Source organism: Pseudomonas sp. NY5710, from assembly GCF_013305665.1.
GTDB lineage: Bacteria > Pseudomonadota > Gammaproteobacteria > Pseudomonadales > Pseudomonadaceae > Aquipseudomonas > Aquipseudomonas juntendi.
This window is the reverse complement of sequence record NZ_CP045554.1, coordinates 3,523,240-3,542,453: the sequence shown is the minus strand read 5'-3', so window position 1 is coordinate 3,542,453 and position 19,214 is coordinate 3,523,240. Positions and strand designations below refer to the sequence as shown.

At 60.9% G+C, this 19,214-nt stretch carries 32 protein-coding genes and 1 tRNA gene; 30 read left to right on the top strand and 3 right to left on the bottom strand.

All coding sequences use genetic code 11. The features are described from left to right. Positions 1–133 precede the first annotated feature (133 nt). Positions 134–430, bottom strand: a complete 297-nt coding sequence (locus GEV39_RS16270) for a hypothetical protein (RefSeq protein WP_020191074.1) — start codon at positions 428–430, stop codon at positions 134–136. Between the two features lie 514 nt (positions 431–944). Here GEV39_RS16270 and GEV39_RS16265 point away from each other — a divergent pair. Beyond that, positions 945–1,271 (top strand): DUF1654 domain-containing protein, encoded by a 327-nt coding sequence (locus GEV39_RS16265; RefSeq protein ID WP_173890422.1) that lies wholly within the window; start codon positions 945–947, stop codon positions 1,269–1,271. Positions 1,272–1,417: 146 nt separating this feature from the next. Here the strand turns inward: GEV39_RS16265 and GEV39_RS16260 are convergent, their stop codons facing one another. Together GEV39_RS16260 and GEV39_RS16255 are read right to left on the bottom strand one after the other, a co-directional pair. After that, positions 1,418–2,128 carry a DUF3800 domain-containing protein gene (locus GEV39_RS16260; protein WP_060537454.1) on the bottom strand — a complete coding sequence of 237 codons (711 nt, stop codon included), beginning with the start codon at positions 2,126–2,128 and terminating at the stop codon, positions 1,418–1,420. Between the two features lie 38 nt (positions 2,129–2,166). After that, on the bottom strand, positions 2,167–3,009 hold the full coding sequence (locus tag GEV39_RS16255; protein ID WP_060537455.1) for a S24 family peptidase: 843 nt from the start codon (positions 3,007–3,009) through the stop codon (positions 2,167–2,169). Between the two features lie 96 nt (positions 3,010–3,105). On the opposite strand from GEV39_RS16255, the gene GEV39_RS16250 reads away from it, so the two are divergent. From GEV39_RS16250 to GEV39_RS16115, 29 genes are all read left to right on the top strand, one after another. Beyond that, positions 3,106–3,354 (top strand): transcriptional regulator, encoded by a 249-nt coding sequence (locus GEV39_RS16250; protein WP_016486618.1) that lies wholly within the window; start codon positions 3,106–3,108, stop codon positions 3,352–3,354. Positions 3,355–3,381: 27 nt separating this feature from the next. Further along, positions 3,382–3,573, top strand: coding sequence for a hypothetical protein (locus GEV39_RS16245; RefSeq protein ID WP_012053015.1), 192 nt, complete (start codon positions 3,382–3,384; stop codon positions 3,571–3,573). Between the two features lie 18 nt (positions 3,574–3,591). Then, positions 3,592–3,777 carry a hypothetical protein gene (locus GEV39_RS16240; protein WP_029885826.1) on the top strand — a complete coding sequence of 62 codons (186 nt, stop codon included), beginning with the start codon at positions 3,592–3,594 and terminating at the stop codon, positions 3,775–3,777. Between the two features lie 129 nt (positions 3,778–3,906). Beyond that, complete coding sequence (locus GEV39_RS16235) at positions 3,907–4,713, top strand: Rha family transcriptional regulator (RefSeq protein WP_457253071.1); 807 nt, start codon at positions 3,907–3,909, stop codon at positions 4,711–4,713. Continuing rightward, on the top strand, positions 4,710–5,120 hold the full coding sequence (locus tag GEV39_RS16230; RefSeq protein WP_173890420.1) for a DNA translocase FtsK: 411 nt from the start codon (positions 4,710–4,712) through the stop codon (positions 5,118–5,120). The genes GEV39_RS16235 and GEV39_RS16230 overlap by 4 nt, the downstream gene beginning before the upstream one ends. After that, complete coding sequence (locus tag GEV39_RS16225; protein WP_173890418.1) at positions 5,117–5,851, top strand: phage replication initiator YdaU family protein; 735 nt, start codon at positions 5,117–5,119, stop codon at positions 5,849–5,851. Before GEV39_RS16230 ends, GEV39_RS16225 begins: the two co-directional genes overlap by 4 nt. Beyond that, positions 5,848–6,591 carry a replication protein P gene (locus GEV39_RS16220; protein ID WP_173890416.1) on the top strand — a complete coding sequence of 248 codons (744 nt, stop codon included), beginning with the start codon at positions 5,848–5,850 and terminating at the stop codon, positions 6,589–6,591. Before GEV39_RS16225 ends, GEV39_RS16220 begins: the two co-directional genes overlap by 4 nt. Next, positions 6,588–7,349 (top strand): phiTE_015 family protein, encoded by a 762-nt coding sequence (locus GEV39_RS16215; RefSeq protein ID WP_173890414.1) that lies wholly within the window; start codon positions 6,588–6,590, stop codon positions 7,347–7,349. The genes GEV39_RS16220 and GEV39_RS16215 overlap by 4 nt, the downstream gene beginning before the upstream one ends. Further along, entirely contained in the window at positions 7,346–7,771 is a 426-nt protein-coding gene (locus GEV39_RS16210) for a hypothetical protein (protein WP_173890412.1), read from the top strand. The genes GEV39_RS16215 and GEV39_RS16210 overlap by 4 nt, the downstream gene beginning before the upstream one ends. Next, positions 7,768–7,935: a hypothetical protein gene (locus GEV39_RS16205; RefSeq protein WP_173890410.1), complete on the top strand. Its 168-nt coding sequence runs from the start codon at positions 7,768–7,770 to the stop codon at positions 7,933–7,935. The genes GEV39_RS16210 and GEV39_RS16205 overlap by 4 nt, the downstream gene beginning before the upstream one ends. Further along, entirely contained in the window at positions 7,928–8,101 is a 174-nt protein-coding gene (locus GEV39_RS16200; protein ID WP_173890408.1) for a hypothetical protein, read from the top strand. Before GEV39_RS16205 ends, GEV39_RS16200 begins: the two co-directional genes overlap by 8 nt. Next, entirely contained in the window at positions 8,094–8,564 is a 471-nt protein-coding gene (locus GEV39_RS16195; RefSeq protein ID WP_173890406.1) for a hypothetical protein, read from the top strand. The genes GEV39_RS16200 and GEV39_RS16195 overlap by 8 nt, the downstream gene beginning before the upstream one ends. After that, positions 8,561–8,899 (top strand): hypothetical protein, encoded by a 339-nt coding sequence (locus GEV39_RS16190; protein WP_173890404.1) that lies wholly within the window; start codon positions 8,561–8,563, stop codon positions 8,897–8,899. Before GEV39_RS16195 ends, GEV39_RS16190 begins: the two co-directional genes overlap by 4 nt. Beyond that, positions 8,890–9,492 (top strand): recombination protein NinG, encoded by a 603-nt coding sequence (locus GEV39_RS16185; protein WP_173890402.1) that lies wholly within the window; start codon positions 8,890–8,892, stop codon positions 9,490–9,492. The genes GEV39_RS16190 and GEV39_RS16185 overlap by 10 nt, the downstream gene beginning before the upstream one ends. Further along, on the top strand, positions 9,489–9,611 hold the full coding sequence (locus GEV39_RS26365) for a hypothetical protein (RefSeq protein WP_274297664.1): 123 nt from the start codon (positions 9,489–9,491) through the stop codon (positions 9,609–9,611). Before GEV39_RS16185 ends, GEV39_RS26365 begins: the two co-directional genes overlap by 4 nt. Beyond that, positions 9,608–10,144, top strand: coding sequence for a hypothetical protein (locus GEV39_RS16180; RefSeq protein ID WP_060709501.1), 537 nt, complete (start codon positions 9,608–9,610; stop codon positions 10,142–10,144). Before GEV39_RS26365 ends, GEV39_RS16180 begins: the two co-directional genes overlap by 4 nt. A gap of 364 nt (positions 10,145–10,508) precedes the next feature. Next, positions 10,509–10,585, top strand: a tRNA-Gly gene (locus GEV39_RS16175). A 95-nt stretch (positions 10,586–10,680) separates the two neighbouring features. Beyond that, positions 10,681–11,013, top strand: coding sequence for a phage holin, lambda family (locus GEV39_RS16170; RefSeq protein WP_054830717.1), 333 nt, complete (start codon positions 10,681–10,683; stop codon positions 11,011–11,013). Between the two features lie 50 nt (positions 11,014–11,063). After that, the gene (locus GEV39_RS16165) at positions 11,064–11,228 is read left to right on the top strand and encodes a hypothetical protein (RefSeq protein ID WP_012273044.1); all 165 of its coding nucleotides are present in this window, start codon (positions 11,064–11,066) and stop codon (positions 11,226–11,228) included. Then, the gene (locus GEV39_RS16160) at positions 11,225–11,677 is read left to right on the top strand and encodes an Ntn hydrolase family protein (protein ID WP_173890400.1); all 453 of its coding nucleotides are present in this window, start codon (positions 11,225–11,227) and stop codon (positions 11,675–11,677) included. Before GEV39_RS16165 ends, GEV39_RS16160 begins: the two co-directional genes overlap by 4 nt. Further along, on the top strand, positions 11,652–12,275 hold the full coding sequence (locus GEV39_RS16155; RefSeq protein ID WP_173890398.1) for a putative metallopeptidase: 624 nt from the start codon (positions 11,652–11,654) through the stop codon (positions 12,273–12,275). The genes GEV39_RS16160 and GEV39_RS16155 overlap by 26 nt, the downstream gene beginning before the upstream one ends. Before the next feature lie 31 nt (positions 12,276–12,306). After that, the gene (locus GEV39_RS16150) at positions 12,307–12,783 is read left to right on the top strand and encodes a DUF2280 domain-containing protein (RefSeq protein ID WP_173890396.1); all 477 of its coding nucleotides are present in this window, start codon (positions 12,307–12,309) and stop codon (positions 12,781–12,783) included. Then, a complete protein-coding gene (locus GEV39_RS16145; protein WP_173890394.1) occupies positions 12,758–14,077 on the top strand; it encodes a phage terminase large subunit family protein in 1,320 nt (439 codons plus the stop codon). The genes GEV39_RS16150 and GEV39_RS16145 overlap by 26 nt, the downstream gene beginning before the upstream one ends. A gap of 2 nt (positions 14,078–14,079) precedes the next feature. Next, the gene (locus GEV39_RS16140) at positions 14,080–15,486 is read left to right on the top strand and encodes a DUF4055 domain-containing protein (RefSeq protein ID WP_173890392.1); all 1,407 of its coding nucleotides are present in this window, start codon (positions 14,080–14,082) and stop codon (positions 15,484–15,486) included. Then, the gene (locus GEV39_RS16135; RefSeq protein ID WP_173890390.1) at positions 15,486–16,562 is read left to right on the top strand and encodes a putative phage head morphogenesis protein; all 1,077 of its coding nucleotides are present in this window, start codon (positions 15,486–15,488) and stop codon (positions 16,560–16,562) included. The genes GEV39_RS16140 and GEV39_RS16135 overlap by 1 nt, the downstream gene beginning before the upstream one ends. A gap of 31 nt (positions 16,563–16,593) precedes the next feature. Further along, positions 16,594–17,460, top strand: coding sequence for a DUF6651 domain-containing protein (locus GEV39_RS16130; protein WP_349306022.1), 867 nt, complete (start codon positions 16,594–16,596; stop codon positions 17,458–17,460). Positions 17,461–17,469: 9 nt separating this feature from the next. Then, the gene (locus tag GEV39_RS16125; RefSeq protein ID WP_013972416.1) at positions 17,470–18,438 is read left to right on the top strand and encodes a major capsid protein; all 969 of its coding nucleotides are present in this window, start codon (positions 17,470–17,472) and stop codon (positions 18,436–18,438) included. A gap of 41 nt (positions 18,439–18,479) precedes the next feature. After that, positions 18,480–18,842: a hypothetical protein gene (locus GEV39_RS16120; protein ID WP_173890388.1), complete on the top strand. Its 363-nt coding sequence runs from the start codon at positions 18,480–18,482 to the stop codon at positions 18,840–18,842. Continuing rightward, positions 18,842–19,213 (top strand): hypothetical protein, encoded by a 372-nt coding sequence (locus GEV39_RS16115; protein WP_173890386.1) that lies wholly within the window; start codon positions 18,842–18,844, stop codon positions 19,211–19,213. Before GEV39_RS16120 ends, GEV39_RS16115 begins: the two co-directional genes overlap by 1 nt. Position 19,214 lies beyond the last annotated feature (1 nt).

Genomic DNA, 19,214 nt, shown 5'->3' with positions numbered 1-19,214 from the left:
ATTACCAGAGCTCAAACACCCGGCTTGTTGTCGGATGCGTCCGCGCATCAGCCTGCGCATTCAGATCACGCCCCGATGCAGCCTGCGATGGGGAGCAGGGCATCGGGCAGTTAACGTCAGGCTGACATGGCGCTTACTCGTTGTTGAGCCAGCGCAGAACCTCTTCCTCGCCGATAGCGCTGAGGAATTCGGTCGGATCAACATCGCTGCTGGCAAGCCATTCTGAGATCTCGGCCTCGTCCATGGTCTCCAGCAGCTTGCCGGCGCCGACGTGGTTCACGATTTCGTGCGGCTCCAGGTCGTGCAGGCGGTCGTCGATGTGCAGCGCCTCGGCAATGTCGCTGCCTTTGCCGTCAACCGTCACACGCACTTGGCTGTTCCGGCCCACGCTCTCCACGCTGACGCTATCCGCGTCGAATGTGATGCTCATGCTGTGTTCCTCCAGTGGATTCCCAAAGCACCCGGTCGCCCAGGTGCTTCAGTGAATCGTTCTGTCCCATTACCGCCGGGGTGGCGGGGCGCATTGCATGCCCGGGTCGTTCTCTCGGTTTAGGCGTTTCGCCTTCGTCAGCCGTACAGGGTTGTCCCTGTCGTGGGCAGCCTTTCGGGGCTGTCTGATCGCCGGTCGCCGGTAGAGGCAATGCGGTCTGCTCACCAGTTCCAGAGCTGGCATGGGGATCGAATTTATTGCTCGCGCTGTGCCGTTGCCGGGATCGATCCGCGAGGTTCCCATCAATGTGAAAGAGCGGTGAGGCTTGAGGGCCTCCCGAGGGGCTGTGTAGCGCCTCGATGGAATGAACGATAAGCCAATGCCTAATTCTTGTAAATAGGTAATGCCTAACTTTTTTCATAAGTGCCTAATCCGCTCTCCGGGCTTGCATCGTTCGATGGCTCGGGTAAGCTCTGCCTAATACTGGATGGATGTACAGTTAACGGAGGAAGGTATGGCCAAGCAGAAGAAGTCGACCCCACAAGCGCGCCAAGAGATGACTGCCCTTGAGCGGCTGGGTCTGCGGGTGTCGTCCATGATCAATCACCCGATCGCGCAGTCGCAGCGCTGGGTGACAATCCATCGCCTGGACACGGATGGAGACATGGAGTGGGAGGAGGTGATGGGGCTGCTGGCTGAAACGCCGGAGCTGGACCTGACGTTCAATGATGACGAGAGCGTCACGGTGCGCTGGGAGGAGCAGAGCGCCGATGATCGAGACGACCTGGTCGTGGAGAAGGGCTGGGAGGAAGAGAGGGTAGAGGAGGCGGCGCCTTTCTAAGTTAACCTTTACGGGTTAACCAATATCTGTTGTAATTTATGAAAGGATGCGCGAATGCTACGGCTTCGCGAATCCCAAATGGGTTGCGACTACGCGGCCGGCGCTAGGCTCCTGGGACATTCTCAGGAGCCTTTCGCTTTTCTGGCTTATGGGAAAACCTTTTTTCCGTACTGACCGAGCTTTTTGGTCAGGACTTCATATGCACGATTCGCCTGATCAGGCCTAAGAACCGACAACCCTATCGGCCTTGCAGTTAGATCGGCTATCTGGAGGCCAACCGAGTTGGTTCTCTTGTCGGCAATGCAAATCTGGAATGGGTACCTGTCACCATTCCAGTTCGCACCGTCGCAGACGCGTCGAAATGCGAGCTCGAGGTCGGCGTCCTCTTTGCTTCCTCGTGCCTCAAACACGAAATGCAGCTCACGATCACCTTGGCCAATCTTATTCATGTGCCTGGAAATTCGCTCGAGCCCGAACTGCATGGCTAAATGGTAGGGGTGCACCGGGTTGGCATACCTGGCTTTGTGCGCGACCTTGTCGATTATGACCGCGTAGAGATTTAGGGCAGTTTCGTCGATGATTTCGGAAAGCCGAGTCATCAGATGATCACGCTCCTCCTTCCCCATTTTCGAGAACTTGCCTTTTTTGCGGACGATCTCAGCCTCATGGAAGACCACGTGATCATGCCCGAAAAGGTCGAACTTGAGCCTGTTCACCTTCGGAGACAGTCGATCAATGTACTCATCCTTGTGGATGAGGCAGAAGGTGAGAGCAAAAATCGGATACTTCTCGTCTATGGAGGCGAGGCTGTGGTCACCACTTTCGTCTACGAAAACTACCCAGTCACTTTGTGCCATCCGCCGCGCCTCCAACGCGCATTGTTTCTATGTTTCCCTCAAACCAGGTGCGCATTCCACACCAGCAGCACCCGGGCCTGGATGTAGGTCATGTCCCGGCGGATCAGCCGATCCTTGTGCCGCGGGTTGTCCGAAATCATCTCGTAGTGCTCCTCATCAGCCACCTGCAGGCGCTTGATGTAGAGCAGGTCATCCCAGACGAATAGGTACACCCCATCGCCCACGAAGTCGCGGACGTTGATGTTCACGATTAGCGGGTCACGGTGCTTGATGGTGGGCTCCATCGACTGGCCCCAGCCGGTGACCACCTTCAGGTGGTAGTGCTCTTCGAACTCGACGCCGATTTCCCGCAGGTGACTGGGGCTGACGCGAATGTCTTTGAGCATTTCCGGGTAGTCGTGGGGGAGCTGGCCGCCACCCATTGCAGCCCGGATATCGTAGTGGGCGATCCGGACCTCATCTCCGACCAGGCCAGGTCGGGTGAAGTCTACGGTAATCACATTTCCATCATCGGTCGCTTCGGCGGCTGCAATCAACTGCGCGCGCGCCGAATCCGACAAGTTCTTGCCTTGCTTGGCGAGCATGGCGCGAACCATGTCGGCAGCTGAAGTTGGCGCCGGCTCTGCGACAGGTTCCGAAGTGACGTCCTGAATGCTCTCGTAGGAGAAGCCAGGGCGAAGCCCCCAGTGCTCAGGACCCACCACGTCAGAAAAGTAAGCGATCACGTCCATCAGCTTGGACTTGTCGATCCGGCCGTTTTTCACCCAGCCCTGTACCGACGGAGGCTTCACCTGGAAGTCGTCTGCGAGCTGTTTCTTAGATACGCCCTTGGCGATCCGCGCAGCATCAATGGCTGCACCTAATTCTGGTCCGGTAAGCATTGCCTAATTAGGCCTATCGCTAGCGCGATTAGGCAATGGCTTGTACGAAATAAGGTAATGCCTTATATTCATCGGTAAATCTCCAGGAGAGAACTCATGAAATCAGCAGAAGCAGCCAAAGAAGCATCCCGCGTGCTGGGCAGCCAGGCGGAATTGGCGCGCCGGCTGAATGTTGCGGCACCCACCGTCAACCAATGGTGTTCAGGAGAGCGCACGGTCCCAGCCAAGCGCGCACTACAGATTGAGGCGCTTACGAATGGCGCTGTGAATCGTGCCGATCTGTGTCCTTCGTTCCCATGGAGCCAGATCGACAGCAACCCGACCCACGCGCTTTCCGCCGCTTAACCACTTTCAACCACAAAGGAACCCACCGTGTCGTACTTCGACCCCGACCACCTGCACAACAAGCCCACCAAGGTTCGCTTGGATGAGGCTGCCGACGATCTGCTGTCGGCGATGGCTCGCTTCAAGCGCACGCAGAAGGCAGTGCTCGCCAGGGAAATTCTGGAGCGCGGTCTCGACCAGATGATGCAAGAGCTTAACGCGAAGACTGACGTGGCCTGAAGTGGCCGAGGAGGCCCTGTGCCAGAAAGCAAAGAGCTGGAGATCCAGCTCGACGGGAAGGGCAATTCGGATCTGGCGTATCTCGCCAGGCAGAAGGGCTTAACCCCTGAGCAACTGGCGGCACAAATCATCAATGAGGCTCTCAACCGGATGACGAGAACAGAGCCTGGCCGAAGCAACGTTCGGTCGTTTCGCAAGGGCTAATAAGCCCCTGAGGGACTCATGAGGAACTGCCGTTGAAAACAACAGCACCCAAACCGCAGACGCAAAAAAGCCGGTGGCTAGACCGGCTTCTTGTACTGCATCCGTAACGCTTGTGTGAGGTCATCATATATGCATCAGACCATCCAAAGCAATACCGTGGCATTCGCGCCACAAAATTCGAACCACGATTTCGTGGCGCGCACGATGTCGTCGCGTGAGATAGCCAGCTTGACTGGAAAGCGTCACGCCAACGTCAAGCGTGACATTGTGGCCATGCTGGCCGAACTGAAAGCAGATGTACTCAGTTTTGAGCACATCTACTTGGACGGGCAGAACCGCGAGCAGGTCGAGTATCTGCTCGATCGCGAGCACACCGACTGCCTCCTTACCGGCTACAGCGCCGGACTGCGCATGAAGGTAATTCGCCGCTGGCGTGAGCTTGAAGGCCAGTCCGAGGCGCGCCAGGCGGTAATGGCCAACGGTACCAAGGTCATAGGCGAAATCGCCATCATGGAGTGCTTCACACGCCTGCTGAAGCCCGCTGCCTCCTGTCAGATGCAGATGCTGACCAAGATCGCTGAAAACAACGGACTCGATCCGAAATTCCTGCCCAGCTATGCCGTGGATGCGCCGGATGACGCAGCTGGCGGAAGTTCGTTGCCAACCAAGGCCCTGACCGCTTTGCTAAAAGACAACGGTATCCGCATGTCGCCCGCGTCGTTCAACAAGGCCCTGCAGCAGGCCGGCCTGCTCAAGGTCATGCAGCGCAAGAACTCCAAGCAGGAGACGGTCACGTTCTGGGCCATCACTGACAAGGGCCTTCGCTACGGCAAGAACCTGACCAGCCCTCAATCCCCGCGCGAGACGCAGCCTCACTGGTATGTGGACCGCTTCGCTGAGCTTGCCGACCTGGTGGTCTCCAGAGGTGCAGCATGAGCATCCACGACATGCCAGATGGCATGAAGGCCGAGTTCCTGGCCGCCTTCCGAGCTGAATTCGGCTTCGGCGAGATGACGGCCACGGCCAACGATGATGCCGCCGCAATGCTCAAGGCTGCCGCCTGGGCCTGGCAGGCCTCCCGCGAGGCTGCGCAGGACTCCGCAATCAGCCCGGAAGTCTCGGCGCTAATGCAGCGTATCGACGACGAGGAGCGTGGCCAGGCACTGCTGGCTGAAGCGTTCGTCCGCGAATCGGGGCGTGCCTCGATCTCCGCCCTTCAGCGGCATTTCAAGATCGCCTACGGGCCTGCGTGCCGGCTTATGGATCGGCTGGTTGCTGACGGAGTTGTGAGCGCAATTGACTCAGAAGGTCGTCGCCAGGTTCTGCCAAAGGTGTCGCCATGAGCATGGAACTGATGGTCAAGGCCATGAAGACCAAGGTCGGTAATCCGTTGCGCAAGCTGGTGCTAATCAAGCTGGCCGACAACGCAAGTGATCAGGGCGAATGCTGGCCGTCGTACCAGCACATTGCCGATCAGTGCGAGATCGACCGGAGCACCGTTCGCAAGCATATCAAGCACTTGGAAGCGCAAGGCTTGGTGCGCATCGAAAACCGCGAAGGGCCAAAGGGCAACTCAACCAACCTGTACTACCTGACCCTGCGCAACCCTGTAGGCCAAAACAGCACCCCTGTAGGCCCAGAAAGCACAGGTGTAGGCCCACAGCCTACACCCCCTGTAGGCCCAGAAAGCACCAGAACCAGTCACTCTTTTGAACCAGTCACTGAATCAGTAGAGCAGACGGTCGCTGCCGCTCCCTCGGCGAAGAAGAAAGCTTCGAAGTTTGACCCGATGACCTGCAAGCCCGCCAACGTGAGCGAGCAAACCTGGGCCGACTGGTGCCAGCACCGCAAAGAGATCCGCAAGCCGCTGACGGCCACCACCTGTGCGAAGCAGGCCAAGACCCTGGCTGGCCACCACGCGCCTGACGCCGTGATCAACCAGTCGATCAGCAACGGCTGGACCGGCTTGTTCCCGGAGAAGGTGCTGCCCGGTGCACAGCAGGACCGCACTGTCCGCAATGGCCCCGACTTCAGCGACACCAGCTGGCGCCACGACACGAGTGATGACCTATGAAGAACGTCACCCAAATGATTCCCGCAGCTGCACGTGCCCTGCAGGTCAGCCAGCCAATGCCGGTTGCCGGGGTGCCGCTGGGCGTGGTCGACGACGCCACCGGCGAGGTGGTGGAGAAGATCTTCCGTCAGCTGCAAGCCATCTTCCCAGCCCACAAGCAGGCCTGGCCGGATGACAAGGCGCTTAAGGCTGCCAAGCGCAGCTGGACGAAGGGCCTGATCGACGCCGGCATCAGCGACATCAATCAGGTGCGCTACGCCATCGAGGAGTGCCGCCGTAGCGGTTCGCCGTTCGCCCCGAGCGTTGGCCAGTTCATCGGCTGGTGCAAGCCGTCGCCGGAGCGATTGGGCCTGCCCGCCGCTGATGACGCATGGATGGAGGCGCTGGAAGGTCGCTACAGCCACGAAGGTGTCCGCCTGGCTGCCGTAGCCACCGGCCTGTTCGATCTGCGCGCCGCCCAGCCGACCGACAAGGCTCTGCACCGTCGATTCGACCGGGCCTACGAGATCATCGTCCGCCGCGCCCAGGAGGGCGAACCACTGGACGGCAAGATCGCCACCGGCATCGGCCACGACAGCCAGAAGAGCCTGGTTGAGCTGGCCGACGAGTATGCAAGCCAACGGCAGGCCCGCCTGCTGGAAGTCCAGCAGGTCCCGTCGAGCGCAGCCGCGTGTCGAGCACACCTACTGGCCAAGTTGAACATCAAGCGCGCCGGGCAGCCGGCCGGGGAGGGGGTGTGAGTAAGCCGGACAACCAAGTGAATGAGCTCCACCTTCGAGAGCCGCAGCCAGGCGACTTCTGGCACGAACGGTTTTGCCCGTATCACATCGTCTTGGCAGTGACGCCTGACGGGGTTGTGATAACCGACAAAACGAAGCCCGACGGATCCTCGCATTACACCTTCGAGCTCGAGGCGGCCAAGGAGATCACCCACGAAGAACACGCCAGGGCCGTGCGTTATTCATCCGGCAATGGCTTTGCCGCCGACGTGGTCCCAGCGCGAGCGGCTGGATCGGTTAGGGAGTGGAAAGCGGCAGGAAGCAAATACATCCCCATAGCCGAGCAGCAGGCCGCGCCGCATGCAGGAGAAGCACTGATGGACACCAACAAGATGCGCGAGCAGTTCGAGGCAGCCTTCATCGCAGAGCAGGTGGCCAAGTTCGGCGAAGGGTTCATGGATTCTGCCATTCATCTCCTCAAGCGGGACGGCGCTTTCCTCACCAATCCATCGTTCTACGAGGTGCGCAGGCGTGAGCAGGGAATGTACGACAACTACTGGGTAGAGATGGTCTGGTGGGCCTGGCAGGCCTCCCGCGAAGCCGTGGTGGTGGATCTGGGCGCACCATCGCACTGGGTTGCCGACTACGTGGCCTGCGGTGGCGGCATGACCGTGTTCGATGCCGAGAAGGCTGCCAAGGTGACCGACCCCATGTGCTCGAAAACCCCTTCTTACACGATCCATGCGCTGGAGAAAGCTGGCCTGAAGGTGGCGTCATGACAATCGACAAAGCACAGCTCAAGGCACTGGCCGAGGCTGCCAACGCAGTCACGAGCGATGTGAACATCACGATGGCTGTGGGCACCGACCCTGATGAAGTCAAAGCGGTGCAGGATTATCTCCAGGTGGCGATGCCAAAGACCATTCTGGCCCTGATCGTAGAGATCGAGCGGATGGAAGAGGAATTCGACAAGGCTTGGCGCCATGACCTGAACAATGCGAACAACGTACAAGCTCTTTCCGCTGAAGTCTCCCGACTGCAGCGCGAGAGCGAGGCGCTGCGCAAGGCGCTTCTGGAGGCTTCCGAGGAAGTGGCTACCTGGGGCGCTTATGCAAGCGAGTATTTCCAGAAGAAACACGACCTTTCTGGGTGCGTGGCGAAGATTCATGCGGCGGCCATGGGCAAGGAGGCATCCCAATGAGCAGAACTCAGGTTGCATTGTTTCTGTGCGCCCTCTACGGCGTCATTGGCGTTGTTGTCGATGGCGGCCTTCGCCCCATGACCATTCTGATGGTCGTCACATGCGGCCCGCTGGCGCTGCACTGGCTGACTAACCCGGCTGGAAAGGAGGCATCCCATGGCTGAGTTCTTCATGGCGGCCACCGGCCTGGTGGCGTCGATTCTCATCGTGCTCGTGGTGGGCGTACTGCCAATCGCTTGCTACCGACTCCAGTCCGCGCGCTTGGATCTGATGCGCTTGCTGTGGGCTGACTTCCGCCGTCGCCACGGCAAGGAGAATGACCATGACTGAGAAAATCTCTGTGAACTGCCAGGCCAAGCTCTCCGAGGCCGTGACCATGCTCACCCGCCTGTTCCGCGACAAGAAGTTCGTCGTAGTCAGCATGCGCCCGGGCAAGGACCGCACCTTGGACCAAAACGCCCTGTGGTTTGCGATGTACGACCGCATCGCCAAAAGCACCGAGATGGGCGACATCGAGGATGTGCGTCGGTACTGCAAGCTGCACTTCGGCGTGCCGATCGTGCGCGCTGGCTGCGAGGAGTTCCGCACCGGCTGGGCCGAGTCGTTCATCCACCTGCCGTATGAGGTGAAGCTTCGCCTGATGGGACCGTGCGCCATGTTCGGGCCGGATGGCTTCCCGGTGACCCGCCTATTCGACCGAGCCCAGGGTTGCCAGTACACCGACCGCATCGTGGCCGAGTTCGCGCCGCAGGGTGTGGTGTTCAGCGATCTTCTGAGCGAGGAGGCGGCATGAGTCAGGGATTCGCATTTTGGTTCGCGTGGTGGATGTTCCTGTGCGGTCTTGGCCTGCACCTCTGGATCTTTGGTCGAGCCATAGGTTCAGTCATCTACGCCGCTATCGTCGCCGGCTCATTTGTGAGGTTCGCGTGGGCCTGCGGAAAAGAGCACGGATTCCGCCCTATTCCATGCCCACGCTGGATGTACGCACCGATTATCTGGGGTGAGATGTTCATGACCGTCCTAGGCGCACCCAAAGGCAGCGTGCGGCATATGGGCGGCGCCGGCGTATGGAATGGCATTGGCAACTGGACGGTTTACCCGAAGCAGGAGGCCGAGCCATGCGCGTAGCCGAGATCAAGCCGAAAAAGTGCAAGGCGCCAGGTTGCGGCAAGCCCTTCAAGCCGTCCATGACCACACAGAAGGTGTGCAGCATCGCCTGCGCCAAGGCAATGGCAAAAGACCCGAAGCTGCAGAAGATCGCGGCCAAGGCCATCACCCGGCAGTCCCGGGAAGAGCTCAAGGAGCGCCGGGAAAAGCTGAAAGATCGGCGCGAGCATCTAGCCGAAGCGCAGAAGGTGTTCAACGCCTACATCCGCGAGCGCGACGCCGGACTGCCGTGTATCAGCTGCGACTCGGTGCCCAGCGACCACGACCTCATCACCGGCAGCCGTTGGGATGCCGGCCATTACCGGTCGGTGGGCGCCTGCCCGGAGCTGCGGTTCGAGCCGCTGAACGTCCACCGCCAGTGCGTGAAGTGCAACCGGAACCTGTCGGGGAACGCGGTCGAGTACCGCATCCGTTTGGTGAAGCGCATCGGCGCCGACCAGGTTGAATGGCTCGAAGGGCCTCATAAGCCCCAGCGCCTGACCATCGAAGACCTGCAGGCCATCAAGGCCCTGTACCGCCAGAAACTTCGCGAACTCAAGAGGGCAGCAGCATGACCGGGACTATCGCAGATACGGCCGGCCTGTTGCTGCTGGCCATGACAATCGCTTCCACCTGGTGCGTCGTCCGCGCCAAGACCATCGCAAGCCGCCGCAAGAATGAGGAGCAGGCATGAACAAGACTTCCGTGTTGATCCGCATCCTGCTGGCTGGATCGGAAGGGAAAACCGCTTCGGCGGCCTGGGTCGACGCTGACCAGGGATGCGCAGGCTACGGCGGGTTGAGTCGCCAGGAGCGCTTCGAGATGGACTGCGAGTATCGCAGCCTGCTTCACAAGCGCCTGCTGCCGCGGCACTGGGATGCGCTGATTGCGCGCTACACCCTGGACACTACAGAGAGGGGCCATGCCATCAAGGGGCTGGGCCGGGTGATCGCCACCCACGCACACCAGCACTTCAAGTTCTATGCAGTGCTGACCTGGGCAGAGCCGCAGAAGCCTGGAGCAGACGGAAAGCGGTCCTCCGCCATCCTGCAGGCGAACATCTATGACATGAACCTGTGGGATGACAACAAGGGCACCCCGGAGCGCACTCGCCGTGACTGGCGGAGCAAGATCCACAAGGCCCTGGAGGAAATGGTAGGCGAGGCCATAAACGCTGGCGTAGAGCTTCTGGAGCGAGAAGAGCTATTTGTGAAGATGGCAGCTTGACATCCTTTGCCGCATTGCCGAATATATCCCCATCCTGTCATTCCTGCGCGTGTTGAGGAGTGATACACCAGAACCCGGCCATTGCGCCGGGTTTTTTATTGCCCGAAGAGGGCCTCAAGAGTCCCGGCCAAGCGCCGGGATTTTTGTTTCAGCAGTAAACGCAACTGCAGCCAGGGCAGGCCCTAACGGGACAGCCTGGACACTGCTAGCCGGTAGTGTGGTGTACGGAAAAACACCGGCAGCCCGCGCACCCATTCCATCACTGTGCTGATGGGTGGCGCGAGATCGGATCGGCGAGACTGGTGCATCAGGGTGCCAGCGCTGGGATGGTCTTTGGCGGACAGGTGGGGAGAGACCCACACATGCAGATGTAGCTCAATCGGTTAGAGCGCCGTCCTTCCAAGTCGGAGGCTCAGGGTTCGAGTCCCTGTATCTGCTCCAATTTCGTTATGTGCTGCTCCGCACGTTTGCCCGGTCCCTGAATAGGGCCTCCCTCCGGGCCTTTTCTTCTTGCCGCCCCTCAGGGGATATCGAGTATGTCCAACATGCCAGACAAACCAGACACCTGGGCGATTGCTCTTGCGTGGTTGAGCCAGCATTCGCCCCTCCTGTACGCGGCAGGCCTTTCCTGCGCCATGGCTGTTCTGCGAATCACCTACGGAGGTGGCACCCGTCGCCAGATGCTGGTCGAGGGTGCGATCTGCGGCGGCCTGACCCTGACGATCATCAGCGGCCTGGAGTTCTTCGGCCTGCCGCAGAGCATGTCCACGTTTGTAGGTGGATGGGTCGGCTTCCTCGGTGTCGAGAAGGTGCGCAACATTGCCGACCGCGTCACTGACTTCAAACTGCCGGCCCGCAAGGCTGATTGATCCGCGCCACAAAATAGACATGCGCCGTTTCGTGGCGCGAGGACAGCCAAATGGCATCGGTAACCGTGCGCATCGCTTGCCGCCATAAGTGGTGGCTCAAGTACTACCTGGCCGGCGTCCTCGTCATGGCCCGGCTGACTGGCCGAGAGCCATGCCCTGAGCGCTTCAGCTACTGGGTGGGGCGCGGCATCAAGATCGAGGTTCATCCTGAATGACCACCATCGCCTACAAGGATGGCGTGATTGCCTACGACTCCCGCCAGACCCGCAGTGGCTCCATCGTTTCCGATGATTGCCAAAAGCTCACCGTCGTGGATGGCGTCAGCTTCTTCCTATCCGGTGCCGTGTGTGACGAGAAGGCCCTGATTGCGGCCTACTTCGGCACGCCATCGCCGGTGCCTGTCGAGTGCTCGGGCTACGTGGTGGATGGCGGCAGGCTGCAGATGGTAGGCCATGACGACAAGACCGGCGTATGGCGGCATGACCTCGACCCGGCCAACCCTGACGCGATCGGCAGCGGCTCGGCCTATGCCCTGGCAGCAATGGACATGGGCGCAAGTGCCGAAGAGGCTGTGCGCGCCGCGATGAAGCGGGATATTTACACCGGCGGCAAGGTTCGGACTATGAGGATTGACCAGCATGGAAAGGCCAGTTCCTCCGGCTGATCTCCTTGAGCTGACCGAGCTATCGATGCTCGGAACCAGGCTTCAGCCAGCGCCCGAGGTGGGCGAATGGGTACAGGCAGCGATCCTCAGCGAGAGTGGCGAGCTGCACAACCCTGACCACGCGCACCTGATCGACGCGCCGCTACGCTTCCTGTGGGCGTCTGCCTGCTTCGAGAAGCAAGGTCGAACCGTGGTAGGCCAGGCCGAGGCTGTGATGTTTCGAACTGGCGGGTGGCAGAAGGCCAGGCAAGAGCAGCAGATGATCGACTGGTTCGGCGAGGTGCCGGGCTTCGTCATCACCCTCGCTGCGGATTACTGCTCCCAGTGCTCCGACACCGAGTTCTGCGCCCTCATCGAACATGAGCTGTACCACATTGCCCAGAAGCTCGATCAGTACGGCGCGCCGAAGTTCACCCAGGACGGGCTGCCCAGCCTGACGCTGCGTGGCCACGATGTGGAGGAGTTCGTCGGTGTGGTTCGCCGCTACGGTGCCAGCCACGACGTACAGCAGCTGATCGACGCTGCAAGCCGGCCGCCTGAGGTGGCCAAGATCAACATTGCGAGGGCCTGCGGAACCTGTCTGCTCAAGTCGGCTTGATCCTTGACAGCCCTTGACGGAACCCAAACCTATGGCAGCCCTGAAAAATGAGGTGAAGGCCTTTATTGTTCAGGCCCTGGCCTGCTTCGATACCCCGAGCCAGGTGTCGCAGGCCGTCAAGGATCAATACGGGATCGATGTCTCCCGGCAGCTGTGCGAACGATACGACCCGACGAAGTACTCGGGGCGCGATCTGGCGCAGAAGTGGAAAGACTACTTTCACGAGTGCAGGGCCAGGTTTCGAGAGGAAACCAGCGATATCCCGATCGCCAACCGTGCTTATCGACTGCGCGGCCTGAGCCGAATGGCAGAGAAGGCCGAGAACATGCGCAACCTAGCGCTGACCGCCCAGCTGTACGAGCAGGCGGCCAAGGAATGCGGCGACATGTACGTCAACCGCAAGATCGAACCCGACAAGCCCCTGGGCTCCCAGGCGGACCAGCAGCACGCCATTGCTGAGTACAAGCTGGAGCCAGACGAGAATGCCCCCGCTACCCCGTACCTATGAGGCGCCGGTCAAGCTGACGCCCAAGCAGGCGAACATCTACGTTTGGGGCTTCCAGCGTAACGCGCGCTTCCGCGATGCGGTATGCGGTCGCCGATTCGGCAAGACCTTCCTTGGCAAGGCAGAGATGCGCCGCGCGGCCCGCCTGGCTGCAGAGTGGGGCGTGAGCGTCGAGGATGAGATCTGGTACGCGGCTCCGACGCAGAAGCAAGCCCGCCGGGTGTTCTGGCGCCGGCTGAAGCAAGCCATCCCGCGAGAGTGGCGGGACTGCAAGCCGAACGAGTCGGACATGCTGATCACGCTCAAGAGCGGCCACCTGATCCGATGTGTAGGCCTGGAGAACTACGACGACCTGCGTGGTTCCGGCCTGTTCTTCGTGCTGGTGGACGAATGGGCGGACTGCAAGTGGGCGGCCTGGGAGGAAGTCCTGCGACCGATGCTGTCCACCTGCGAGTACTTCGTGCCTGGTGTCGGCAAGTGCAAGGGAGGCCATGCGCTGCGCATCGGCACCCCCAAAGGCTTCAATCACTGCTTCGACACCTACCGCGACGGCCAGACCGGTGGCGAGCCAGACCACAAGAGCTGGCTCTACACATCGCTGCAGGGCGGCAACGTCCCGGCCGAGGAGCTGGATGCGGCCCGCCGCAAGATGGACCCGCGGACGTTCCGCCAGGAGTACGAGGCCAGCTTCGAGAACTATGCCGGCGTCGTCTACTACACCTTCAGCCGCAGCGAGAGCCGCACAAGCGAGCGAATCAAGCCTGGCGAGGCCCTGCATATCGGCATGGACTTCAACGTCATGAAGATGGCCGCGGTGGTCTACGTCGTCCGCGACGGGCTGCCCCTGGCCCTAGATGAGTTCCACTCGGTGCGCGATACGCCTGAGATGATCGAGAAGATCAAGGCCAGGTTCCCCGGCCACGGCATAGCGGTCTATCCCGACGCCAGCGGTCAGAACACCAGTAGCAAGAACGCCAGCGAGTCTGACCTGTCCCTGCTGCGCAAGGCCGGATTCACGGTGATCGTGGACGCCCATAACCCGAGCGTCAAAGACAGGGTTAACTCGGTCAACGCCATGCTGCTGAACAGCTACGGCGAACGCCGGCTTAAGGTCAACATGGACCAGTGCCCACAGCTGGCGCTGTGCCTGGAGCGGCAGACCTATGACAAGCATGGCGAACCCGACAAGGACCCGAAGAAGGGTCATGACCACATGAACGATGCCGCAGGCTACTTCATCGCCAAGCGATACCCGATCAACGTGGCGACGACCACAAGCCAATCCCTGAGAATGTGACCATGAGCGATAACCCGAGCATCACGCTGCCCGCTGTCGACGCGATGCGCGCCTACTGGGCCGTGATCTCGCCGCTGATGGGTGGGACGATGGTGATGCGGGCCGCAGGGAAGGCCCTGCTGCCGCAGTATCCAGCCGAAGATGACGAGGCCTACAAGGAGCGCCTGCGTCTCTCGACCCTGCTGCCTGCGTACTCCGAGACTGTCGGCAACATGACCTCCCGCGTGTTCGCAGAGCCGCTGCAGGTGGGCGACGATGTGCCAGAGGCCATTGTCGAGATGACAAAGGACATCGACCACTCCGGCAACGACCTCAACTCCTGGGCGGTCGGCTTCTTCACCGAGGGCCTGAGCCACGGCCTGTGCCATGCCTTCGTCGATCACCCGCCAGCGGGAGAGCTGAAGACCCAGGCCGATGAGCAGGCCGCTGGTGTGCGCCCCTACGTTGTGATGGTGAGGCCTGAGCAGGTACTGGGCTGGCGCTCCAAGGGCGGTGTCCTGACCATGGTCCGCTACATCGAGGTGGTCGAGGAGGAGGACGGCGAGTTCGGCGCCAAGTGCGTCGACCAGATTCGCGTGCTGAAACCGGGCTCCTGGCGAACCTACCGCAGGTCGGCCAAGGCCGTGCGTGGCAAGCTGGCCTCAGCTGGCGGTACCTGGGAGCTGCACGAGGACGGCACCAATAGCCTGACCGCGATTCCGTGGGTCACCTTTTACACCGGCCGTACCGGCTTCATGACGGCCAAGCCGCCGCTGATTGAGTTGGCGCACCTGAACGTGAAGCACTGGCAGAGCCAGAGCGACCAGGACAACATCCTGCATGTTATTCGCGTGCCGATCCTGGTTCGCATCGGAATCCAGACCCAGTACGACAACCAGGGGAAGGTGATCCCGCCAGAGTTCAAGGTTGGCACCGGCCAGTTGACCGATCTGCCCAAGGATGGCGACCTCAAGTACGTCGAGCACACCGGCCAGGCCGTCGAGTCGGGACGAACCGCACTGCAGGACCTGATAAACGAGATGCGCATGGCCGGGGCCAAGCTGCTGACGCCGGACAAAACGGCCACTAAGACCGCCACCCAGGCGGAAGAGGAGGCGGCGCAGGAGTTGTCCCCACTGGCGCGCATGGCGCACCACTTCGCCGACTGCCTGGCGCAGCTGCTCCAGTTCATGGCCGATTATCGCGGCCTTGGCGATGGCGGCACGGTCGAGATGCGTGGCAACTTCGACGTGGACTACATGCCTGAGGTTTCACTGCCGACGCTGGTGTCCATGGCCAATGCCGGCATGATCAGCAAGGAGACGCTGTTCACCGAGATGCAGCGCCGAGGCGTGATCAGCGACGAATACAACTGGGAAGAGGAACTGGCGAAGATTGAGGCCCAGGGCCCGGCACTCGGTACGCTGTGATGAAGACGGCCAACGAGAAGCTGCTGGATGAGCTGATTGGGCATGAGGTAGATCTTGCGCACCTGAGCAATGCCCAGGTCGTTGAAATCATCAAGATCCTGAACAGCCAGGACCCTGAGTTGCGAGCCGCGCTCATCGAGGAGATCGACGGAATCGGCCAAGACCTGTCCGAAGCATCCGTAGCGCTGGCCTTGGCCGGCGTACTGGGAATCAACCGGGCTGTGTTCGCCCGAGTCCGGCAGGCCCTGACCCAGTCGACCGATGACCTGATTCGGTACGAGCTGTCGTTCGTGCACCGCGCGCTTCAGGCCGTGCTTCCCGCTCTGGTGCAGGATCAATTTCCTATCAAGGCGGCCGATTTCGCCCAGGTGCAGTCAGCCGCGAGAGCTCTGCCATTTCAGGGCAGGCTGATCAGCGAATGGCTGGCCGGCATTGAGTCTGGGCGTGCAGCCTCTATCCGCGATGCTGTGCGAGCAGGCGTTGTGAATGGCAAGCACGCTGCTGAAGTCGTCCGGTCAATCATGGGAACAAGGGCAGAGCGGTATGCCGACGGCGTCTTGCAGAAGTCGCGCCGTGATCTCGAATCGGTGGTGCGTTCAGCGGTATCGAGCGCAGCGGAAGTGGCAAGCGACAAGGTATTCGAGGCAAACAGCGTCCTCATAAGCCATGTCGAGTGGATCAGCATCCTGGATAGCAGGACCACGGTCATGTGCCGCATCCGTGACCGGCTGCCTTACACGCTGGGTACCTACAAGCCCATCGGTCACAAGATCCCATGGCTTGCCGGCCCGGGCAGGCTGCACTTCTGCTGTCGGTCATCCAAGTGGCCGGTGCTTAAGAGCGCAAAAGAGCTTGGCATCACCGACTCCGAGGCCATGGCATTGATGGACGGCCAGTCGCCCCAGCAGACGACATTCGGGGAGTGGCTGGAGCGTCAGCCAGCAGCGAGGCAGGATCGGATCCTAGGGCCTGAGCGCGGCAAGCTGTTGCGCCAGGACAAGCTGAAGCTGCAGGACTTCTACAACGACAAGGGCAAGTTCCTGACGCTCGATGAGCTGCGGGAGCGGATGTTGTAGCCCGCGCCACAAAACACCAAAGCGCCATTTCGTGGCGCGCAATTGCAAAGCCTCGCCCAGTGCGGGGCTTTTTCATGCCTGCGGTTCGGATGGACGGGGCGACCTGGGGCCGGATGGCTCACCAATAGGCCGGATGGCCCAGAGAGACGAAATGAAACTCAAGACTGTTGAAGTGGATGGCAAGCAGTACGCAGTTATCGAAGATGGTAAGCCCGTCTACACCGATGACGACGGCAAGGACGTCGCCTTCGATGCGGTCGGCACTCGCAACACCATCACCCGGCTGAATGCCGAGGCGAAGTCGCACCGTGAACGCGCGGACAGCTTCGAAAAAACTGCGAAGGCGTTCGAAGGCATCGAAGATGCTGCGGCCGCCAAGAAAGCCCTGGAGATCGTCGCCAACCTCGACGCCAAGAAGCTGGTGGATGCCGGCGAGATCGAGAAGGTGAAGGGCGAAATCAGCAAGGCCTTCCAAACCCAGCTGGACGAAGCCAACGGCAAGGCGCAGACCTTCGAGCAGCAGCTGTATGCCGAGAAGATCGGCGGCAGCTTTGCGCGCTCCCAGTTCATCGCCGAGAAGATGGCTGTTCCCGCTGACATGGTCCTAGCCGCTTTCGGCAGCAACTTCAAGATCGAGGAAGGCAAGGTCGTCGCGTACGACGCCCAGGGCCAGAAGATCTTCAGTCGCGCTCGCCCGGGCGAACTGGCCGACTTCAACGAAGCACTCGAAACCCTCGTCTCGCAGTACCCCCATCGCGACCACATCCTGAAGAGCTCCGGCGCCAATGGCGGCGGCGCGCCGAACGGCGGTGGCCAGCACAAAACCACGAAGGGCAACTTCGGTGGAACCAAGGCTGAACGCCTGGAAGCCATCAAGGGCCTGACCGCAAGCGAATAAGGAGGCCCAATGGCCCTTTCGAACATGAAGGTATTCAACGAATACCTCAAGCGCACCACCATCGAGACCCTGGCTCAGGATGTCGAGAAGTTCAACGCATCCTCGGCCGGCGCCATCCGCCTGACCACCCAGGGCATCGACGGCGACTTCCTGCAGGAATCGTTCTGGGCAGGTCTGCACGGCGCCCAGCGTCGCGTCGACCGCTACGCTGCCAACGGCGCCCAGGCGTCCACCCCGCTGGCCCAGAAGCAGTACGACTCGGTGAAGATCGCCGGCGGCTTCGGCCCGATCCTGTGGGAGCCTTCCCAGTTGTCCTGGATCCAGAAGAACCCGGAAGAGGCGCTGGAAGTGATCAGCCGGAACCTGTCTGAAGCCATCATGGCGGATCAGCTGAACACCGCCATCTCGGCCCTGGCCGGTGCCATTGGCAACCAGCCGACCGCCACCAACGACGTTTCGGCGACTGCTGGCGTGACCTACGTCGCGATCAACAACGCCCACGCGCTGTTCGGTGACGCTTCCCAGCGCCTGGTGGCCCAGGTCATGACTGGTGCCATGTACCACAAGCTGGTCGGCCAGAACCTCGCCAACGCCGAGCGTCTGTTCCAGTTCTCCGGCGTGCAGGTGGTCGACATCCTCGGCAAAGCCGTGATCATCACCGATGCCCCTGCGCTGTACGAGGCCGGCACCCCGAACAAGCAGAAGGTGCTGAGCCTGGCCGACGGCGCCGCGGTGGTGATGGATGGCTCTGACCTGATCACCAACATCGAGACCTCCAACGGCAAGGAACGTATCGAGACCACCATGCAGGCCGACTACACCTTCGGCCTGGGCCTCAAGGGCTACACCTGGGACACCGCCAACGGCGGCAAGTCGCCGACTAACGCCGAGCTGTCCACCGGTACCAACTGGGATCTGGTGGCGAACAGCATCAAGGCCTCGGCTGGCGTACTGACCATCGGTGACGCCACCAAGTAACCGGCACCGCGCCCTTCGGGGCGCCTTCCCAGGAGATCGCCATGAGCGAGAAAGTGATTTACGAGAAACACCCGGTCAGCCCTGAGCGAAAGGCCGAACTGCGTCAGAAGGGCTACAAGATCATCGATGCGCGCTTCGCGCCTGATGGCTATGAGCACCCGGAACCGGCGAAGGAGGAGAAATCCAAGGCCGGTGGTTCGCTGAAGGTGGATGAGATCCGTGCGGCGCTGGACGCCAAGGGTGTCACCTACGGCGATAAGGCTACCAAGCCAGAACTGCAGAAGCTGCTCGACGATGCCGTCAAGGCTGACGACCTGAAGGCCAAGCTGACCGAAAAAGGCGTCGAATTCGCTGCTGCCGTAACCCTGGAAGACCTCCAGAAGCTGCTGGACGAGGCCGCGTAATGACCACCTACATCACCGTCGAGCAGGTAGACACCCTGCTTGGGCCGACCTGGGCGCCCGACGACCAGAAGGCCCGGGCGGTGCTGATGGCCAACACCTGGCTTACCAATCTCGGCCTGCCTGAATTCGATCCGGTACCGGACGACGTAATCCAGGCCGGCGCCGAGATTGCACGAGAGGCTGCGGCAGGGAACATCTACGGCAGGAAGGAGACCGGCGTTCTGAGCAAGTCGGTTAACGCTGACGGAGTTTCCAGCAGCAAAACCTACTCCGATTCCTCCCGCGCCATCAGTGCAGGCGAGTCATTCGCCCTGGCGCTGCTGGCGCATTACCTGAATAGCAGCGGCCAGACCAAGATCGTGAGGGGCTGAT

Excerpts from the sequence above, each read along its gene's own strand:
- GEV39_RS16115 (WP_173890386.1), top strand. The coding sequence starts at position 18,842 with ATGACCACCTACATCACCGTCGAGCAGGTAGACACCCTGCTTGGGCCG.
- GEV39_RS16140 (WP_173890392.1), top strand. The coding sequence starts at position 14,080 with ATGAGCGATAACCCGAGCATCACGCTGCCCGCTGTCGACGCGATGCGC.
- GEV39_RS16250 (WP_016486618.1), top strand. The coding sequence starts at position 3,106 with ATGAAATCAGCAGAAGCAGCCAAAGAAGCATCCCGCGTGCTGGGCAGC.
- GEV39_RS16155 (WP_173890398.1), top strand. The coding sequence starts at position 11,652 with ATGGAAAGGCCAGTTCCTCCGGCTGATCTCCTTGAGCTGACCGAGCTA.
- GEV39_RS16135 (WP_173890390.1), top strand. The coding sequence starts at position 15,486 with ATGAAGACGGCCAACGAGAAGCTGCTGGATGAGCTGATTGGGCATGAG.
- GEV39_RS16185 (WP_173890402.1), top strand. The coding sequence starts at position 8,890 with ATGCGCGTAGCCGAGATCAAGCCGAAAAAGTGCAAGGCGCCAGGTTGC.
- GEV39_RS16125 (WP_013972416.1), top strand. The coding sequence starts at position 17,470 with ATGGCCCTTTCGAACATGAAGGTATTCAACGAATACCTCAAGCGCACC.
- GEV39_RS16265 (WP_173890422.1), top strand. The coding sequence starts at position 945 with ATGGCCAAGCAGAAGAAGTCGACCCCACAAGCGCGCCAAGAGATGACT.
- GEV39_RS16260 (WP_060537454.1), bottom strand. The coding sequence starts at position 2,128 with ATGGCACAAAGTGACTGGGTAGTTTTCGTAGACGAAAGTGGTGACCAC.
- GEV39_RS16165 (WP_012273044.1), top strand. The coding sequence starts at position 11,064 with ATGGCATCGGTAACCGTGCGCATCGCTTGCCGCCATAAGTGGTGGCTC.
- GEV39_RS16160 (WP_173890400.1), top strand. The coding sequence starts at position 11,225 with ATGACCACCATCGCCTACAAGGATGGCGTGATTGCCTACGACTCCCGC.
- GEV39_RS16210 (WP_173890412.1), top strand. The coding sequence starts at position 7,346 with ATGACAATCGACAAAGCACAGCTCAAGGCACTGGCCGAGGCTGCCAAC.
- GEV39_RS26365 (WP_274297664.1), top strand. The coding sequence starts at position 9,489 with ATGACCGGGACTATCGCAGATACGGCCGGCCTGTTGCTGCTGGCCATG.
- GEV39_RS16235 (WP_457253071.1), top strand. The coding sequence starts at position 3,907 with ATGCATCAGACCATCCAAAGCAATACCGTGGCATTCGCGCCACAAAAT.
- GEV39_RS16190 (WP_173890404.1), top strand. The coding sequence starts at position 8,561 with ATGAGTCAGGGATTCGCATTTTGGTTCGCGTGGTGGATGTTCCTGTGC.
- GEV39_RS16200 (WP_173890408.1), top strand. The coding sequence starts at position 7,928 with ATGGCTGAGTTCTTCATGGCGGCCACCGGCCTGGTGGCGTCGATTCTC.
- GEV39_RS16205 (WP_173890410.1), top strand. The coding sequence starts at position 7,768 with ATGAGCAGAACTCAGGTTGCATTGTTTCTGTGCGCCCTCTACGGCGTC.
- GEV39_RS16170 (WP_054830717.1), top strand. The coding sequence starts at position 10,681 with ATGTCCAACATGCCAGACAAACCAGACACCTGGGCGATTGCTCTTGCG.
- GEV39_RS16255 (WP_060537455.1), bottom strand. The coding sequence starts at position 3,009 with ATGCTTACCGGACCAGAATTAGGTGCAGCCATTGATGCTGCGCGGATC.
- GEV39_RS16220 (WP_173890416.1), top strand. The coding sequence starts at position 5,848 with ATGAAGAACGTCACCCAAATGATTCCCGCAGCTGCACGTGCCCTGCAG.
- GEV39_RS16145 (WP_173890394.1), top strand. The coding sequence starts at position 12,758 with ATGCCCCCGCTACCCCGTACCTATGAGGCGCCGGTCAAGCTGACGCCC.
- GEV39_RS16150 (WP_173890396.1), top strand. The coding sequence starts at position 12,307 with ATGGCAGCCCTGAAAAATGAGGTGAAGGCCTTTATTGTTCAGGCCCTG.
- GEV39_RS16120 (WP_173890388.1), top strand. The coding sequence starts at position 18,480 with ATGAGCGAGAAAGTGATTTACGAGAAACACCCGGTCAGCCCTGAGCGA.
- GEV39_RS16270 (WP_020191074.1), bottom strand. The coding sequence starts at position 430 with ATGAGCATCACATTCGACGCGGATAGCGTCAGCGTGGAGAGCGTGGGC.
- GEV39_RS16225 (WP_173890418.1), top strand. The coding sequence starts at position 5,117 with ATGAGCATGGAACTGATGGTCAAGGCCATGAAGACCAAGGTCGGTAAT.
- GEV39_RS16195 (WP_173890406.1), top strand. The coding sequence starts at position 8,094 with ATGACTGAGAAAATCTCTGTGAACTGCCAGGCCAAGCTCTCCGAGGCC.
- GEV39_RS16180 (WP_060709501.1), top strand. The coding sequence starts at position 9,608 with ATGAACAAGACTTCCGTGTTGATCCGCATCCTGCTGGCTGGATCGGAA.
- GEV39_RS16230 (WP_173890420.1), top strand. The coding sequence starts at position 4,710 with ATGAGCATCCACGACATGCCAGATGGCATGAAGGCCGAGTTCCTGGCC.